The sequence below is a fragment of the Streptomyces sp. NPDC104371 genome (genome assembly GCF_055583785.1).
Map to the genome: position 1 here is coordinate 761,357 of NZ_JBVJNF010000002.1, position 15,330 is coordinate 776,686.

17 protein-coding genes are annotated in these 15,330 nt (G+C 69.3%); all 17 read right to left on the reverse strand.

Features of this window, described 5'->3' with window-relative positions; all coding sequences use genetic code 11:
- Positions 1-43 precede the first annotated feature (43 nt).
- The 17 genes from ACZ60T_RS09220 to ACZ60T_RS09300 all read right to left on the reverse strand — a co-directional run bounded on the left by ACZ60T_RS09220 (position 44) and on the right by ACZ60T_RS09300 (position 15,199).
- Entirely contained in the window at positions 44-694 is a 651-nt protein-coding gene (locus ACZ60T_RS09220; RefSeq protein WP_469665386.1) for a pilus assembly protein TadG-related protein, read from the reverse strand.
- Positions 691-927 (reverse strand): hypothetical protein, encoded by a 237-nt coding sequence (locus ACZ60T_RS09225; protein WP_469665387.1) that lies wholly within the window; start codon positions 925-927, stop codon positions 691-693. The genes ACZ60T_RS09220 and ACZ60T_RS09225 overlap by 4 nt, the downstream gene beginning before the upstream one ends.
- 164 nt (positions 928-1,091) lie before the next feature.
- Positions 1,092-2,015 (reverse strand): response regulator, encoded by a 924-nt coding sequence (locus ACZ60T_RS09230; protein ID WP_469665388.1) that lies wholly within the window; start codon positions 2,013-2,015, stop codon positions 1,092-1,094.
- A 13-nt stretch (positions 2,016-2,028) separates the two neighbouring features.
- Entirely contained in the window at positions 2,029-3,435 is a 1,407-nt protein-coding gene (locus tag ACZ60T_RS09235) for a sensor histidine kinase (protein ID WP_469665389.1), read from the reverse strand.
- A 74-nt stretch (positions 3,436-3,509) separates the two neighbouring features.
- Positions 3,510-4,397, reverse strand: coding sequence for a DUF5936 domain-containing protein (locus ACZ60T_RS09240; RefSeq protein ID WP_469665390.1), 888 nt, complete (start codon positions 4,395-4,397; stop codon positions 3,510-3,512).
- Positions 4,398-4,428: 31 nt separating this feature from the next.
- Positions 4,429-5,367, reverse strand: coding sequence for a type II secretion system F family protein (locus ACZ60T_RS09245; protein WP_365621572.1), 939 nt, complete (start codon positions 5,365-5,367; stop codon positions 4,429-4,431).
- A 98-nt stretch (positions 5,368-5,465) separates the two neighbouring features.
- Complete coding sequence (locus ACZ60T_RS09250) at positions 5,466-6,809, reverse strand: CpaF family protein (protein WP_365621569.1); 1,344 nt, start codon at positions 6,807-6,809, stop codon at positions 5,466-5,468.
- Between the two features lie 88 nt (positions 6,810-6,897).
- Positions 6,898-7,308 (reverse strand): TadE/TadG family type IV pilus assembly protein, encoded by a 411-nt coding sequence (locus tag ACZ60T_RS09255; RefSeq protein WP_469665391.1) that lies wholly within the window; start codon positions 7,306-7,308, stop codon positions 6,898-6,900.
- Positions 7,305-7,649, reverse strand: coding sequence for a pilus assembly protein (locus ACZ60T_RS09260; protein WP_365621563.1), 345 nt, complete (start codon positions 7,647-7,649; stop codon positions 7,305-7,307). Before ACZ60T_RS09260 ends, ACZ60T_RS09255 begins: the two co-directional genes overlap by 4 nt.
- A gap of 152 nt (positions 7,650-7,801) precedes the next feature.
- Positions 7,802-9,067: a CpaE/TadZ family protein gene (locus ACZ60T_RS09265; protein ID WP_365621560.1), complete on the reverse strand. Its 1,266-nt coding sequence runs from the start codon at positions 9,065-9,067 to the stop codon at positions 7,802-7,804.
- Between the two features lie 6 nt (positions 9,068-9,073).
- Entirely contained in the window at positions 9,074-9,781 is a 708-nt protein-coding gene (cpaB, locus tag ACZ60T_RS09270) for a Flp pilus assembly protein CpaB (protein WP_365621557.1), read from the reverse strand.
- A gap of 318 nt (positions 9,782-10,099) precedes the next feature.
- Positions 10,100-10,540 (reverse strand): DUF3592 domain-containing protein, encoded by a 441-nt coding sequence (locus ACZ60T_RS09275; protein WP_469665392.1) that lies wholly within the window; start codon positions 10,538-10,540, stop codon positions 10,100-10,102.
- 17 nt (positions 10,541-10,557) lie between these two features.
- Entirely contained in the window at positions 10,558-11,151 is a 594-nt protein-coding gene (locus ACZ60T_RS09280) for a hypothetical protein (protein WP_469665393.1), read from the reverse strand.
- A gap of 52 nt (positions 11,152-11,203) precedes the next feature.
- The gene (locus tag ACZ60T_RS09285) at positions 11,204-12,718 is read right to left on the reverse strand and encodes an Ig-like domain-containing protein (RefSeq protein WP_469665394.1); all 1,515 of its coding nucleotides are present in this window, start codon (positions 12,716-12,718) and stop codon (positions 11,204-11,206) included.
- A gap of 59 nt (positions 12,719-12,777) precedes the next feature.
- A complete protein-coding gene (locus tag ACZ60T_RS09290; protein ID WP_469665395.1) occupies positions 12,778-13,230 on the reverse strand; it encodes a hypothetical protein in 453 nt (150 codons plus the stop codon).
- Between the two features lie 174 nt (positions 13,231-13,404).
- Positions 13,405-14,253: a hypothetical protein gene (locus ACZ60T_RS09295; RefSeq protein WP_469665396.1), complete on the reverse strand. Its 849-nt coding sequence runs from the start codon at positions 14,251-14,253 to the stop codon at positions 13,405-13,407.
- Positions 14,254-14,428: 175 nt separating this feature from the next.
- Positions 14,429-15,199 (reverse strand): hypothetical protein, encoded by a 771-nt coding sequence (locus ACZ60T_RS09300; protein WP_469665397.1) that lies wholly within the window; start codon positions 15,197-15,199, stop codon positions 14,429-14,431.
- Positions 15,200-15,330: the final 131 nt, after the last annotated feature.

Below are 15,330 nucleotides of genomic sequence, written 5' to 3' on the forward strand. Positions count from 1 at the left end.
GCCGAATCATCATGAGTCGCTTGTCCTTCGTGTTTGCTGGCGGTCAGTCCTCGGCCAGTCGGACACGGAAAAGGTCCGACAGGTCCGGCAGGAGGTCCTCGTGATCGGGATCGATGGTCCAGTCCTTGTCGTCGCACCGGATCGTGACGGGCGACGGCTTCTTGTCCCCTCCGCCGGACTCATTGCCCTTGTCTCCCGGCTGCTGCGCATCCTCGCTGGGCTTGTAGCTACAGAGGGGCTCTATGACGGCTGTGGCACGGGCCTTTGCAGGCTTGTCCGTACCGGGCAGCGCGCTCTTGCCAACCGTCTTCTGGGTCTCCAGCTCGACGGTGAATCCCCAGCGGCCATCCGTGAGCTTGTAGCAGGAGAAGGTGCCGTCGGTCCGGGCGTCGTTCCGCGCGGCAAAGCGGCGGGCCTCGTCGCAACCACCCACCATCCCCGCAGGATCGCCCTTGAGGAAGTTCTTCAGACCATCAATGTCGAGGATGTTGTCACGCAATCCGGCCTTGAGCCCGTCCCTGGATTCCATAGCCGCCGCAAGCGCCGCAGAATCAGCCGCTGTTTGGGCCTCGTTGCGCCGGACATCGGCCTTGCCGAACACGAAGTAGAGCAACCCAATGAAGAGCAAGCCGACCACCACCGTGATGTACAGCGGTGCGGCTTGCCCTTCCTCGCCGCGAGCCTGTCGGCTCACTCGCCCCCCAGCACCTCGTTGATCTTTGCCTTGAACTTGGTGGCGATGGTCTCGCCCATATTCGTGTTCAACAACGCCACCACAATCGCCACCACAAGAATCGTGATCCCGACATACTCGATAGCCCCCTGCCCCCGATCCCCCCGCGCCCTCATCTTCTCGACGCGCGCGTTGGCCCACGTGCCCACGTAGACCTTGGCGTTGGTGGCGGCCTTCAGAGCGGTGTCCTTCATGGTCTTCCCCTCCAGGTTCGGCCGACCGCCTGCCGGCCGACTCTGTGACGGCAGCAACGTAGGTCGGGGAACGCCCCTCCCGCATGGGTCCCAGGACCCAACCGCGGGCCCAAGCTCGGAGTTGGGCCTCGGCAGGGGGGCGCGGGGCCCGGCGGGAGGGGTGGTCAGCCACGGCCGTGGCCCCCTCGTGCCGCACGGTTCCAGAGGGCGATGGCCTCGCCGCGGCTCTGGGCGTTCAGCTTGGCGAAGATGCGGTTGATGTGGTTCTTCACGGTCTTCTGGCTGATGAAGCAGGTGGCGGCGATCTGCTGGTTGGTCATGCCCGACGCGATCAGCTCCATCACCTCCACCTCCCGCTGGCTCAGCTCTCCCAGTGCTTCTCCGGCCCCGGAGGGCGCCGCAGAACCCGGAGACGAATGTGCCACACCTGCCTGCTCACGCGACGGCATGACAGCAAATTGGCGCTCATTCAACTCCGTTGCCGGATGTTCCACCGGGGCCGTGAGGGTCGTACCCAGTCCTTCGGGAAGCTGACCGCCCCCGGCGGACGCGCCACCCCGCAAGCTGGCGAGCAGCGCGTTCGAAGCCGTGGGTGTCAGATGGGCCCGGCCCGCCCTGATGTCCCGTACCGCCGCCACCAGTTGGTCGGCGGTGAACTCGCCGTGCACCAGATAGCCGCCCGCGCCGAGGCGCAGCGCCTCGCAGACGATCTCGGCCTCTCGGCTGTACGTCATCATCAACACGGGTGCGATCCGCACGAGATGGGGCAGCGCGGAGATGCCGTCCACGCCGGGCATGCGGACGTCCAACAGAACGACGTCCGGGCGGTGTTGGACCGCCAGTTCGCACGCCTGGCGGCCGTCCGCCGCCTCGGCCACCACCTCCAGGTCCTGGCGGCCGGAGAGCAGCGCGGTCAGTCCGGCACGTACGACGGGGTTGTCGTCGGCGACGACCACCCGCAGCGGTGGGGCGGGCGGTGCCTCGGCGAACGGGGAGAACGGGGGGAACGCCGGGATACCGGGAGATCCGGCGGGTGCCGCGACCGGCGGGGGAAACGGTCCGGGTGAGGGGAACGTGTCGTCCGGCATGTGCGGCCTCCTCTCAGCTTGGTCGCTTGGGTGGGAGCGGTGTCTTGCTCTGGTCGGCGCGGTGGAACGGGGCCGGTATGGCGGGGAGCTGTCCGGTCGTCCCGGATGGTGGGTTCGGCGGCGCGGTCGGAGTCTGCGGGCTGAGGGCGGCCAGGGGCAGGTCCACCCGGACCTCGGTGCCCCGCGTCGCCTCGCCGCGCCCCACGCGGATACGCGCGCCGATGCCCGCCGCCCGCTCGACCATGCCGACCAGGCCGAAGTGCCCGGCCCTCCTGAGGTCGTCCAGCGTGGTGCCCGCGGGCAGGCCCTGGCCGTCGTCGTAGACGCTGACGCGCAGCAGGTCCCCGACGACCCCGGCGGAGACGTCCACCCGGTTCGGCCGGGCGTGCCGGTGGGCGTTCTCCATCGCTTCCGAGGCGACGAAGAGCAACTGGCGTGCGGCGGCATACGGTACCGGGGGCAGCGGGATGTCGTTCAGGGGGCGGTACCTGGCCCGTACGCCCTTGCGGCGCTCGAAGTCGGCGGTCCGCGCGGCGAGTTCGGCGGTGATGTCCACGCCGCCCTCCAGGCCGGACTCCCGGCGCAGGTCCGCCAGGAGTTCGCGGGACTCGGCGGCTGCGCGGCGGGCCGAGCGGGCGACGAGTTCGGCCTGCTTCTTGACGGTGCCGGGGTCCAGCTTGTCGGCGGAGTGGGCCAGGCCGTCGGCGGCGAGCGCGACACCGTGCAGGGTCTTGGCGACCGAGTCGTGCATCTCCCGTGCCAGGCGGGCCCGTTCGCTCTCGACGGCCTCACGGACGGCGAGCCGGGCGCGGGTCTCGGTCAGCGCGTGGGTGGCCGCGCCGAAGCCGAGAAGGAGGCCGCGCAGGCTGCTGCCGACCGCACCCGCCAGCACGCACAGCCCGACGACGAGCAGCGCCAACGGGTCCTGGTGCGCCCGGTTGTCCACCGCGCACGCCAGACCGACCAGCAGCGACTGGAGCGGCGCGAACACGGCGGCGCCCCGCCAGCCGTACACCAGGCCCGCCAGCAGCGGCGTGCAGATGGTGACGTACGCGAGCGTGGACGTGGGCGAGGCGCTGAACAGCAGCAGCGCGCCGAACAGCATGTCGGCGCCGAGCACGGAGGGGTGGCGCAGCAGTACGGGCCCGAACCGCTCCCAGTCGCGCAGCAGCGCGTACGACACCATGACGGTGACGAGGACGGCGGAGCCGATGAGCCAGCCGGACAGGTCGCCGTGCGCGTGGCGCAGTGCGAAGGGTGCGGCCAGCGCGGTCATCACCAGGCGCAGGCCGTAGAGCTGACGGCACAGTGCCGACAGGGCGTTGACCTGGATCGGCAGCGCCGGGGCGTCGTCGCGGGCCGCGGACAGGTCCCCGTCCGGGCCGCCGTTCAACGAGCGCAGGGTACGCCGCCGTGGCATCGTCCGTTCACCTCCTCCCTGTCCTGTCTGTCCTGCCCGTCCTGTCTGTGCACAGCCCTGCCGTGATCCTCGTGTCAGCTTCCGAGCAGGTCGTTGAAGTCGACTCCGGAGGCGTAGTAGAAGCCGACGGCGATGAGGATCATCGTTCCCGGCAGCATGAAGCTGGTGACGATCAGCGTCGACTTGGGGACGGCCTTGGCCGCCCTGCGCCGGGCGTTCTGCGCGTCGGTGCGGCGCATGTCGTTGGCGATCTGTATGAGCGTGTCGACGATGGGCGCGCCGAGTTCCTCGCCCTGCTGGAGCGCGGAGACGAACATCGAGACCTGGTCGGAGTCGTTGCGCTTGCGCAGTTGGTCGAACGCGTCACGGCGGCTGACGCCCATGTCCATCTGGCGCAGGGTGATACGGAGTTCGTCGGCCCAGGGGCCCTCGTACTTCTCGGCGACGCGTTCGAGGGCCTGGCGGAAGCCGAGGCCCGCGGAGACGACGACGGCGAGGACGTCCAGGAAGTCCGGGAGGGTCCGTTCGATGTCGTCCTTGCGGCGGCTCACGGCCGCCCTGATGGTGACGTCCGTCCAGCAGAGGCCGTAGGCGAAGAACACGATGGCCAGCAGGAGTTGGCCGCTCATGAGCATGGTGAGGCTGGTGAGGGTGCCGAGTCCGCCGTACACGGCGAGACGGGCCGCGTACCGGTCGACGGTCATGCCGTAGGGGTTGCCCGCCATGTTGAGTCTGCGCCGCACCTTGTCGACGCGCTTGGGACCCATGAGGCGCAGCACGCGCGGGGCGTATCGCATGCCGAGCCGGTCGATGGCGGAGCCCGCGGCGGTGGTGCGGGTGGAGCCGACCTCCAGGGCCACGGCGAGGTCGGCGGGCAGCTTGGCCTCGCCCCGGTAGAGCCGTATGCCGTGGAAGACCCCGTAGACGGCGAGACCGAGGGCGGCGGCGAGCAGCAGTTCCATGCGGTGTTCTCCTCCTTTCGTGGGGTCGGCGTCAGACGCGGACTCGGGTGAGCCGGTTGATGAGGAGGAAGCCGAGGGCGTAGAGGCCGGAGGCCGCGACGACGGCGATCTTGCCCACGGTGGCGTTGGTCATGTCGTCGAGCGCCCCGTCGCGCATGCTGTTGAGGATCAGCAGGAAGCCGAAGCCCAGCAGGGGTACGGCGACGGCCGTCACCTTCACCTGGGAGAGCAGCGTGGCGACCTCGCGGCGGGTCTCCTTGCGCTCCTCCAGGGTCTCGGTGAGGTTCCGCAGCGAGGAGACGATGGCGCCACCGGCCCGGTTGGACAGGATGAGCGTGGAGATGAGCACCTTCAGCTCGCGGGACGGCAGCCGCTCGCCGAGTTCGGCGAGGGCGTCCTCCAGCGAGAGGCCGACGGCGAGTTGGTCGGCGACCTTGCGGAACTCCTCGCTCGCCGGGTCGTCCAGTTCGTCGGCGGCCATGGCGATGGCGGTGCGCAGCGCGAGACCGGCCTGGGTGGCGTTGGCGAGGACGCGCGTCAGCTCGGGAAGCTGGTTGATGAAGGCCTCGTTGCGCCGGGCGATCTGGAAGTTGAGGAAGAAGTTGCCGCCCCACAGGCCGAGCAGCGCGGCGAGCAGCCCGAAGAACGAGGCGAAGAGGGAACTGATCACGAAGTAGAGGACGAGGACGCCCGCGACGACGTACACGACGTATTCGCCCGGGGTGATGTCCAGGCCCGTGGTGTGGAGCTTGCGCTCGACGCGCTTGCCGAACTTGGTGCGGCGCAGGCGCCGGTCCAGTCCCCGGAAGGGGCGCCGTCGGCGGGCGGCGGGCAGCTCGCCGCTCTGCGCCATCCGCTCGTACAGCACGTGTTCCTGTGCCTTGCCGGTGGAGTACGTATGCACGCCGATGACGGCGACGACACAGGCGAGCAGTGTGACGCCGGTGGCCAGAAGCGGGAGGTTGTCCATGGCGGGCGGGCCTTCTCGGGAGGCATCGGGCAGGGAGCGAGCGGGGGGAGAGTGCGCGGAGGGCGGCGGGTGGTGGTCGGCCGGGCGGGTCGTGGTGGTCAGCCGGCGGACTTCCGGGCGGCCAACTGGTCGTCCGAGTGGGCGATTCCGAAGGCCTGGGGGATCGCCTCGCCTCGCATGTAGAGCCGTTCGGCGACCCTGCGGGGCAAGGGGTAGTACTCGAAGTGGCCGTGCACGACGCCGTCCGACGTCATCGGCTGCGCCAGGAACCGGCACACCGAGACGATCCGGTACTCCTCGCGGCCGTACGAGTCGACCACGGCTATCTCGGTGATCCGGCGGGAGCCGTCGGCGTGCCGGGTGAGCTGCACGATGATGTCGACGGCGCTGTTGATCTGGTCCCTGATCGCCAGGAACGGGATCTCGACCTCCGACATCGACGCCAGCGTCTGCAAGCGCATCAGCGCGTCCTCGGCGGAGTTGGCGTGGACGGTGGCGAGCGAGCCGTCGTGACCGGTGGACATGGCCTGGAGCATGTCGAGGGTCTCACCGCCGCGGACCTCACCGACGATGATGCGGTCGGGGCGCATGCGCAGGGAGTTGCGGACCAGGTCACGAATGGTGATGCGGCCCTTGCCCTCGACGTTGGCGGGGCGGCTCTCCAGGGTGATCACATGGGACTGCTGGAGCCTGAGTTCGGCGGAGTCCTCGATGGTGACGATGCGCTCGCCGTCGGGGACGAGCCCGGACAGCGCGTTGAGCAGCGTGGTCTTACCGGTACCGGTGGCGCCCGAGACGATGACGTTGAACTTGGCCCGCACCAGACCGGCGAGCAGCATGGTCATCTGCTCGTCCAGGGAGCCGAGGCCGATCAGCTCGTGGAGGGTGAAGGCGCGGGGGAAGCGCCGGATGGTGAGGACCGGGCCGGTCAGGGAGAGCGGCGGGATGATGACGTTGACCCGCTCACCGGTGGGCAGACGGGCGTCGACCATCGGATTCGCCTCGTCCACCCGGCGGTTGACGGTGGACACGATGCGCTCGATGGTCTGCATCAACTGCTCGGCGGAGGCGAAGCGCAGGGGCAGCAGTTCGAGTCGGCCGCCGCGCTCCACGAAGACCTGGTCGGGCCCGTTGACCATGATCTCGCTGACGGACGCGTCCTCGAGGAGCGGTTCCAGGATGCCGAGGCCCAGCGCCTCGTCCACGACCCGGCGGATCAACTGGGCGCGTTCGGCCGTGGACAGCACGGGGCCTTCGCGGCTGATGATGTGGCCGAGGACCCGCTCGAGGCGGATACGGCGTTCCGAGGCCTGGAGCGCGGACATCTCCGCGAGGTCGATCTCCTCGAGGAGCTTGGCACGGTAGACGGAGACGAGACGGCTCTCCTCCGTCAGCCCCTTGGCGGGCTGCTCGGAGCCGTTGAGGCGCGCCCGCAAGCTCATGTCGTCATCTCCCTGTGCGGTGTGCTGTGTGCGGTGTACGTGTGCGGTGTACATGTGCGGTGTGCGGTCGGGCTGGTGCTGGTGGTGGTCAGGGGCTGCCGGTCGGCATGGTGGCGCTGCGCGATGCCCGCAGTCCGTCGAACAGGCCGGGGATCAGTGAGGGGACCGTGACCCTGGCGGTGACCGTGACCTCGTCGCTTCCGCGGTCCACGGCGAAGCTGGTGCCGTCTGCCAGCGAGCGGCTCATGGCGTCTCTGCCCGCCTGCTCGGGGGAGCGGTCCGGGTGGTCGTACGAGGCCATGCGCGCGGCGGCGCGGGAGGCCGTACCGGCCTGCTGGGCGGCGAAGATCGCGAGACCGAGCTGGACGACGAGCAGACCCACGCCGATCAGCAGCGGGATGACGCCCACGTACTCGAGGATGGCCTGGCCCCGGTCGCCCGCCTTCTTCCGACGGCCACGGGTACCACGCTTCGGGGTGCCGGAGCTGACGGTGATCACGGTCGGCTCTCCCTCGGTGCGGCAGCCCTGCTCGTGATGCGCAGGGGGAAGTTCACCCCGCCGGGGAAGAGCACCGGTACCCGGACCCCGACGTCGACCTTCACCATGTCGCCTTCGGCATGGCACCCGATGTCCGCGCTCCAGCCGCCCGGCAGGTCCTCCCGCCCGGCCCGTCGGCACGCCTGGTCGGGGCTCAGGCCGTCGGCGGTCGCCCCGGCCCGTGCCGCCTTGTCGGCCGCGTTGCCCGCCAGTACGAACGCGTAGCCGGTCAGCGCCGCCTGCCAGAGCAGGGCGATCGTCACCAGGATGATCGGGGCCATGGTGGTGAACTCGATCGTCAACTGGCCTTGATCACCTAAGCGTTGGCACCGCTTCCCGCGAACGGCGTCGGCCGGGGGCGCGCCGTTCGTACGGCTGCAGTGCCTCACCCAGAGTCTCATGATGCACATCGCCCCCTGGCCGTGTCCGTGGTCTACGCGTTGTTTCCCCGCTGTCACTCGGTCATGCCGTCGGCGCGGGCGCGACGGCGCAGTCCGATCGAGCCACGGTCCGTGCGGTGCCTGCTGCGCCGGGCCTTCGTCAGGGCCTCGGCGTTGACCAGGCCCAGCTCCCCGGCGAGGGCCCACAGGGCCTGCTTCACCGTGGACTTGGCCTCCAGGTCGTGCAGACGGCCCGCGTCGACGGCGCTCTGCAACTCCTTGAATCCGGCCGGCACGGTGGTGCCCGCGACCCGGGTCCCGGTGATCTTCTGTATCAGCGGGGGCTGGATCTCGGTGGTGCGGGTGTGGCGGTTGACGACCACGGTGATCTCCTCGCCCTTGCGGATCTGGAGCCTGCTCCACATCCGCACCAGCCGCTTGGCGGCCCGGACGGACACCACGTCCGGGGTGGTCAGCAGCAGCGCGAGGTCGGCCATCTCGACGGCCGCGGCGTTGGCGGCGTTCATCTGCGAGCCGCAGTCGATGACGACGACGGAGTGACGGATGCGCAGCGAGCTGACCACCTGCCGCACGGACCGGTCGCTGACCTCCTCGCCGCGCTCGCCGTCCTTGGGCGCGAGCAGCAGCGACATCCCGGACTCGTGGTCGAAGACGGCGTCCTGGAGCACGCGCGGCGTGATGTCCTGGATGCCCGCGAGGTCCACGATCGAGCGGCGGAACTGCACGTCGAGGTACGAGCCGATGTCGCCGGTCTGGAGATCCAGGTCGACCAGGGCGACCGTCTGCCCCGACGCGTGGGCGGCCAGGGCGAGTTGGATCGCGGCCACGGTGGTGCCGACCCCGCCCTTGGCGCCGGAGACAGTGACCACGGTGCCGCCGGGACCGGCCATGGCCTCGCCGCCGCTGCCGAGGTGGCGGCGGACGCCGACGGCCCACTGGGCGGCGGACTGGACCCGGTTGGCGAGTTCCTCGTAGCTCAGGGGCAGCGTGACGAGGCCGCGGGCGCCCGAGTCCATGGCGGCGGAGAACAGGCCGGGGCTGGCGTCCGTGGTGATGAGGACCACCCCGACCGCCGGGAAGCGCAGCGCGACCTCCCGGATCAGTTCCAGCGCGGGCACCGGACCGATCCGCTCATGGACGAGCACGACCTCGGGCAGCTCGTCGACGGACTCGCCCGCGAGCCGGGCGAGCATGTCGATGAGCTGGGTGGAGTCCACCACCGGGACGGCGGGCTCCGCGTCGGGGAGCTGGCTGAGCAGGGTGGTGACGGCCCGTGCCGCGTCGACGTCACCGACGGCGGGGAGAATCCTCGTGGTCATCCGGCCTCACTTGTCCTTGGAGAGCTCATAGGTGCGCTCTCCGGGCCGGAGCGAGGTGTCACTGCCGGGAGCGATCAGGGCGAGGCGGACATGCTGGGCGAAGGACTCGGCGTAGGCGACGCGCTGCGCGTCGGTCGTGCCGAGCGCGAAGGTGATGGGCACCGCCTCGCTCATGCGCGACCGGTTGCTGTCGTCCTTGCCTTCCAGGGCGGTCAGTTGGCCGACGTCGATGACCTTGGCGTTGGAGACGATGATCTTCGACTGTGCGGGGGTGCCGCGGTCGTCGCCGGAGAAGGTGGCGAAGATGTTCACCTTGGCACCGGGCTTGATCTTGCCCGCCACACCGGTGGCGGCGTCGATCATGATGGCGATCTCCTGCTGGCCCGGCTCCAGCGCCGGACGCTTGACGATCATGTCGCTCTGGAGCAGCGATCCCTGGCGGAGATCGGTGACGGCGATCTTCCCGTCGATCTCCGAGAGATCGGTGACGGCGTTCTCCGACAGCCAGCGCTTGGGCATCGAGATCTTCTCGAACTGCTGCGCGCTGAGCTGGGTGTAGGGGGCGATGTCGTCCTTCACCTGGTAGGCGGTGACCTCCGGCCCGACCTTGGACTTCGCGTCACTGATGACGGACAGCACACCCGCGAACGCGACGAACGCGAGAAGCACGGAGAGGAGCAGGAGTAAGACGCCGCGGCGCTGGCGGGAGTTCATGGGCCGGACAACCTCATCAGGGGGACGTGGGATCGGGCGAGGCGGACGGGGTATGAGCAGGTGCCGTGAGGAGACTGTGCGGCGCGCAGTCGCCCGCGCTCACAGCACCCCCCGAGCGGACCGCAGACTGTCAAATGCTCAGCTCAACTGCATCAGCACCTTATCGATGTCACACATAACAGTGAACAGCGACGATTAACCTGTTACAGGCGATCCAGGAGGGCCAAACTCGGTGAGAACGGGGCGATTTGACCGGCCGCGACCGACAATTCACGGCTGGGTACCTGCCCGTTCGTCACAGCTTCTTCACGCGGGTCGTCAATGCGAGGCGACGAGGCCCCAGTTCAGGGCGAGGGCGTACAGCCCCACGAAGGAGAACATCCCCAGAGGGATACACATCAGGACCCGCACATAGACCGGCCCCCAGGTGTCCGGCCCCGCGATGGTGGCCCGCTTGCGGGGACGCGCCGGGTCGTAGCAGACCCGGACCGGTGCGCCTTCCTCGTACCCGAAGGCGCCCGGCCGGTCCTTGAACTCGACGGTCACGCCGTCCGGGGTACGGAAGGCGAAGATGAACTCGGGGTGCGATGGGCTGTTGCCTCCCGGGGACATCCGGCGCGTCACACACCATCCCTGGGTCCGCTCGCCGCGCAGGACCAGCCAGATCACGATGACCGCCCGATACAGCACCAGGACGATCCCCACCGTGCAGGCCAGCCCCACGGCCAGGAAGGTCATCTCCCACGTCGACATCGACATACCGCCGCCTGCTTCTTCTACTTCTTCGTCTTCTTCAGCGCGACGCTGTCGACGATGTCCGATATATCGCGGTGGGAGAGGGTGCCCTCCTTGGAGTTCACCGTGATCAGGTAGGGGCGCTGCTCGGTGTCCACACCGGTCAGCATCACACCGTCCAGCTTGGTGCCCTTGGGGAGCGTCCCCTCCTTGCCCTTGGAGGTGAAGGTGTAGGCGATCTTCCGGGCCTCCTCGGGCCCATCAGGACCGGTCACCTCGATCTCCGTGGTCTTCACCGGGGTGGCGCCGAGCTGGATCCGGGCCTCGGCTCCGACGACCGCGGTGTCGGCGGTGTTCATACCGGTGCCGAAGTCGAACTCGACGCTCATGGACGCGACCGTGACGCCGCCCTCGGTGAGGGTCGCCCGCGCCACCTCGTAGGGGTTGCCCTCGCGGGTGGGCGCCTTCTCGAAGCCCTTGGGGCAGGCGACGGAGAGCCGCTTGGTGTCCAGGGTGCCCCAGCCGTCGGGGGTGGTGGCCGCCGCCCGGCCGCCGCCACCGCATCCGGTGAGCAGCAGCCCGGCGACACCTGCCGCCACCGCCGTGGCCAGGCCGCGCTTCGACTTCCCGTTCATCCCTGCGTTCCCTCGCTCGTTCCGAAGCTCATCCACGTGCACGTACCCGGCGCTACTTCGCGCAATAGCTGTACGGGGTGTAGTCGCGCTTCCCGTTCCGGGGCGCACCCAGGAACTCGGCGTTCTTGAGCGTCTCGGACTTCTTCTCCAAGGAGATGGAGGCACCGACGGACAGGCCCAGGTTCAGTTCGAATCCGTACTCATGGGCATCGGAATCACCATCGTACGAGGTCTTGCTGGACTTGCCCTTGTCGAACAGCAACTGGCCGAAGGGGTCGTCGGCCCCCGGGCGCTGGGTGGGCGCGTTGTTGCTCAGCAGGTACGAGAACACCGCGCTGCCGTCGCCGTTGCCGTCCAGCCACCGCTGGGCGACGGCCCGGTCGGCGGCGCCGTCCTGGCCCTTCGGGAAGGTCAGGGTGTTGGTGTACACCTTGATGTCGCTGCCGCCGGAGTTGTCGGTGTCGCCGGCACCGCCGTTCTTGGCGTCCTTGCCGTCCTTGCCGTTGCCGCCCTTGTACCCGCTGGAGACACCGGTGGCGGTCTCCGTGGTCTGGGTGAAGTCGATCCGGACCAGCTCCCCGGTCTTCTGGTCACGGGTGACGGTGATCGTCGCGGTGCGGTCGCCCATCGCGTGGTCGCCCGTCTCGAAGCCGCCGGCACTGGCCTCGGCACCCAGCACACCACTGGCCTTCACCGAATAGGTGTACGACTTGGTGCCGTTGAAGTCGTCCTTGGTCCAGACGACGTCGCCGTTGATCGAGGCGCTTCCGTTGACCCCGGCGGAGACGACCCGTTCGTCGCCCGCGTTGATCGACAGCCCGCCGTCCACATCGCCGTAGACCCCGACGGAGCCGTAGCTGATGTGGCGGTCCTTGAGCTTGCCCTCGATCCGCTTGCGGAGCTTCTCCTCCTCCACCAGCGGGCCCTTGCCGAAGAGCGCGAGGATGCCGTCGCCCATGCTGGCCTCACCGGCGCCCGGCGAGGTGCGGCGCGTCTCGTACATCTTCAGCTTCTCGAGGTCGTCACGGAACGCCGCGGCCTCTTCCTTGCTCTTGAAGACCCAGGTGTCGCCGTTGTTGACCTTGATGCCGCCGCCGAGTTCGACCTCGCCCTTGCCCAGCTTGCCGATCTTGCCGCCGAAGCCGCCCGCGGCGCCGATCGACGCGGAGTCGGTGAAGGTGGTGTAGATGAGCTGGTCGCCGCCGTCGACCTTGCCGTCGCCGTTGACGTCGTAATTGGCCTGGTGGGCCTGCTCCTTGAAGCCGTACTCGCTGCCCCACTTGAAGAAGCCCAGCTTGAACTCGCTGCCCGCCTTGTCGCTGATGGTGGAGATGGTGCACAGCGGTGGCTCGTAGTCGGCGTTGCTGGTCGGCGGGGACGACTCGGTGCCGCCGGAGGAGCAACTGCCGCCGCCCCACAGCGAGGAGATGGAGCAGCGGAACCGTTCGCCGATCGAACCGGCCACGCCGGTCCCGATGAGGGCGAGCACGATGGCCACCGCGACGATCACGGCACCGACGTACTCCAGAGTGGTCGCGCCACGCTCGGAGCCGCCCGGTCGGCGCATCGCCGTCACCCGGCGAGACCACCACGTCCCGGCGGCGGTTCTGTGCGCGTGACGTCTCCTCATCGCTCCCCCTCCCGCAACCGGTCCACCCCGTAGCCCGCGACGGCACCGACCACCACGACGGCGCAGGACATCAGCAGCCCCTCCGCGGAGACACGGCCCCAGTGCGTGCCGACGTTCACGATCTGCGCGAAGAGCGGCACCGCGAACAGCGCGGCGAGGTGCCGCGGATGCGACTCACGGAACGGCTCCCGGTGCGTCCGCCCGGCGATCCAGGTGGCCAGCGCGACGCACACGGCATTGGGCAGGTGGATACAGAGCAGCCGACCGCCGAACGACTCCAGGCGCTCCGTCGTGGCCAAGTGTTCGTAGAAGTACGTGACTTGGACGTACTCGGTGAGGAACAGCGCGATGAGCCCGGCCGCCCAGGCGAGGACGAGCGCGAAGAACCCCCCGCTCTCCACTCGGCCCGCCGTCACACCGCTGTGCGGCGGCCCACCTGTCCCACGCATGCCTGACGCCCCTCCGGTCGCACCCTGACGAAGTCGCCACACCGTAGGCGTCGTTGAGGCACGGACTCATAGGCCCGTGGACCCAGAACCGGACCCAAATTCGAATCTTGGGTCCGTTCGGAAGCGCACGGGGCGAACGGAAGTCTGCTCGGAAGGCTCTGCGGCAGACCGGGGTCAGGACGCCGCGGCGCGGTCCCGTCGCGCGTGCCCCGGCGTGGTGACCGAGCAGAACACGCAGCGGTCGCCGATGAGTTCGAGACCGCACCAGTGGCAGAGGTCCCGTCGCACCGACGTCACGAGCTGGTACAAGACCGAGAGGTCCGGAAGGAACGTGGCGAACTCCACCAGCTTGCCGGTTCCCCACCAACGCGCCGACTCCGCGGGCAGTTCCGCCTCCACGATTCCCTGGACCGACCAGGCGCTCGCGAGGGTGGAGCCGATCCAGTCGGCCTGGAGCTGCCCCTGGGCGACGAGGAGCCAGGTGCCGAACTCCGGCCCGGTCAGGCGTGCTTCGGGGCCGATCTCCACCAACTGCGGCGCGGGGTTGGTCACCACGCCGAACTGCTTGCCCGGCATCCAGGACTTGGCGTGCGACTTGAGGCTCACCGGGACGCGGTCCAGCTTGGCGACGGTGTTGAGGACCGCGCCCGCGTGGATGTAGTGCGTGAGCAGACGTCCGGCGGAGGCCACGACACCGGCGCTGAGGTCGGTAGCCGACAGTTGGCGTAGCTGGCGGATCAGCACCGCGAGCCCCAGCGGGGGCAGGTCCGACTTGAGCAGGGCGACGCGGTCGCTCTCCAGGATCGAGCGCACGGAACGCAGCCGCTGCTCCGTCGCGGGCGGCGTCGCCGACGAGTAGACGACCACCACATGGCCGTGCTGGTCCAGCAGGGCCTGCATCTCCCCCAGGGACTGCTCCAGCGACTGCTGGTCCGGACCGCGCAACAAGGCGGCGGGCGGGATCGGTTGATCGGCCGACGGCAGCATCATGTCCGCACTGGTGACAGCAATCGCGGTCGACACGTCGAGCCCCCGTTCCTCGGTCGCCGCAGCTCGGGGGCCCAGAATCACGGCCCGCACGGCTGCCACAGCACTCTATCCGTGCCATACCGGTCGGAGCACATCGCTTCTTCACTTCCGAGACAGCCCATGCCTCACCAAGTGAGGCCAGACATGGGCGAGTCGGGCAAGTGCCGCGTCAGTCGTCGTCCTTGGTCACGGTCACGGGCTGCTTCTCGTCGTCCTTCGTCACGGCGGCAGGCTCCTCCTCGCCGTCGTCGAAATACGCGTCCAGCACGCCGTCGAGCCGGGTCTCCCACTCCTGGAAGCGGGCGCGGGAGTCGGCCTCGATCTCGATGGGGTACCAGCGGCGTTCGGGCGTGTGCACGGTCACCGTGAACCGCTTGCCGAACCGCGCGGTCTCCGTCTCGACGGCGCCGATCTCGTCCCAGCGGAACTCGCACTCCTGGTCGTCCAGGCGGAGTCGTACACCGTGGTGATCTGCGACGATCTTCGCGCGACGGTCGGACGCCTCGAAGACGGGCCCGTCGGGGGCAGGCTCCTCTGCCGAAGCTTCCGAAGCCTTGGATGCCTTCGAGTCCTTCGACGTCTCCGCCGTCTCCGACTCCTTCGCAGGCTCCGCCTCGGCCTTCTCCCCGGCCTTCTTCTCCGGCTCCTCCTCGGAGTCCTTCACGGAGTCCTTCACGGAGTCGGAGTCCTTGTCGGCCTCCGCCTCGGCCTCCGCCTCAGGCTTCGCCGACGGCGCGCGGTCGCGCTTCTCGTCGGCGTCCGCCACCGCCGCAGGGGCCACTTCCGCCTCGACCACCTCCGTCTCGGCGGGCGCGGTCTCCTCGGACGTCGCATCCTCCGGCTCGGCGGCGGACGCGGGCGAGGTGAGCCCGGGGATGAAGGCCGGGTCGACCCCGGCGCCGTTCAGGGGCTTGCTGCTCGAACCAATGCGCTGCTCCACAGCGGGCAGTATGGTCGAAGATCCTGTGCCGGACACAGCCAGACCCTGCATCGTTATACGAATCTTCGCCGAATCCCCGCGTCGACGGCTTGTTGACGCCCCGTCAGACGCCGTCCCGCCCGGCGCGTCGC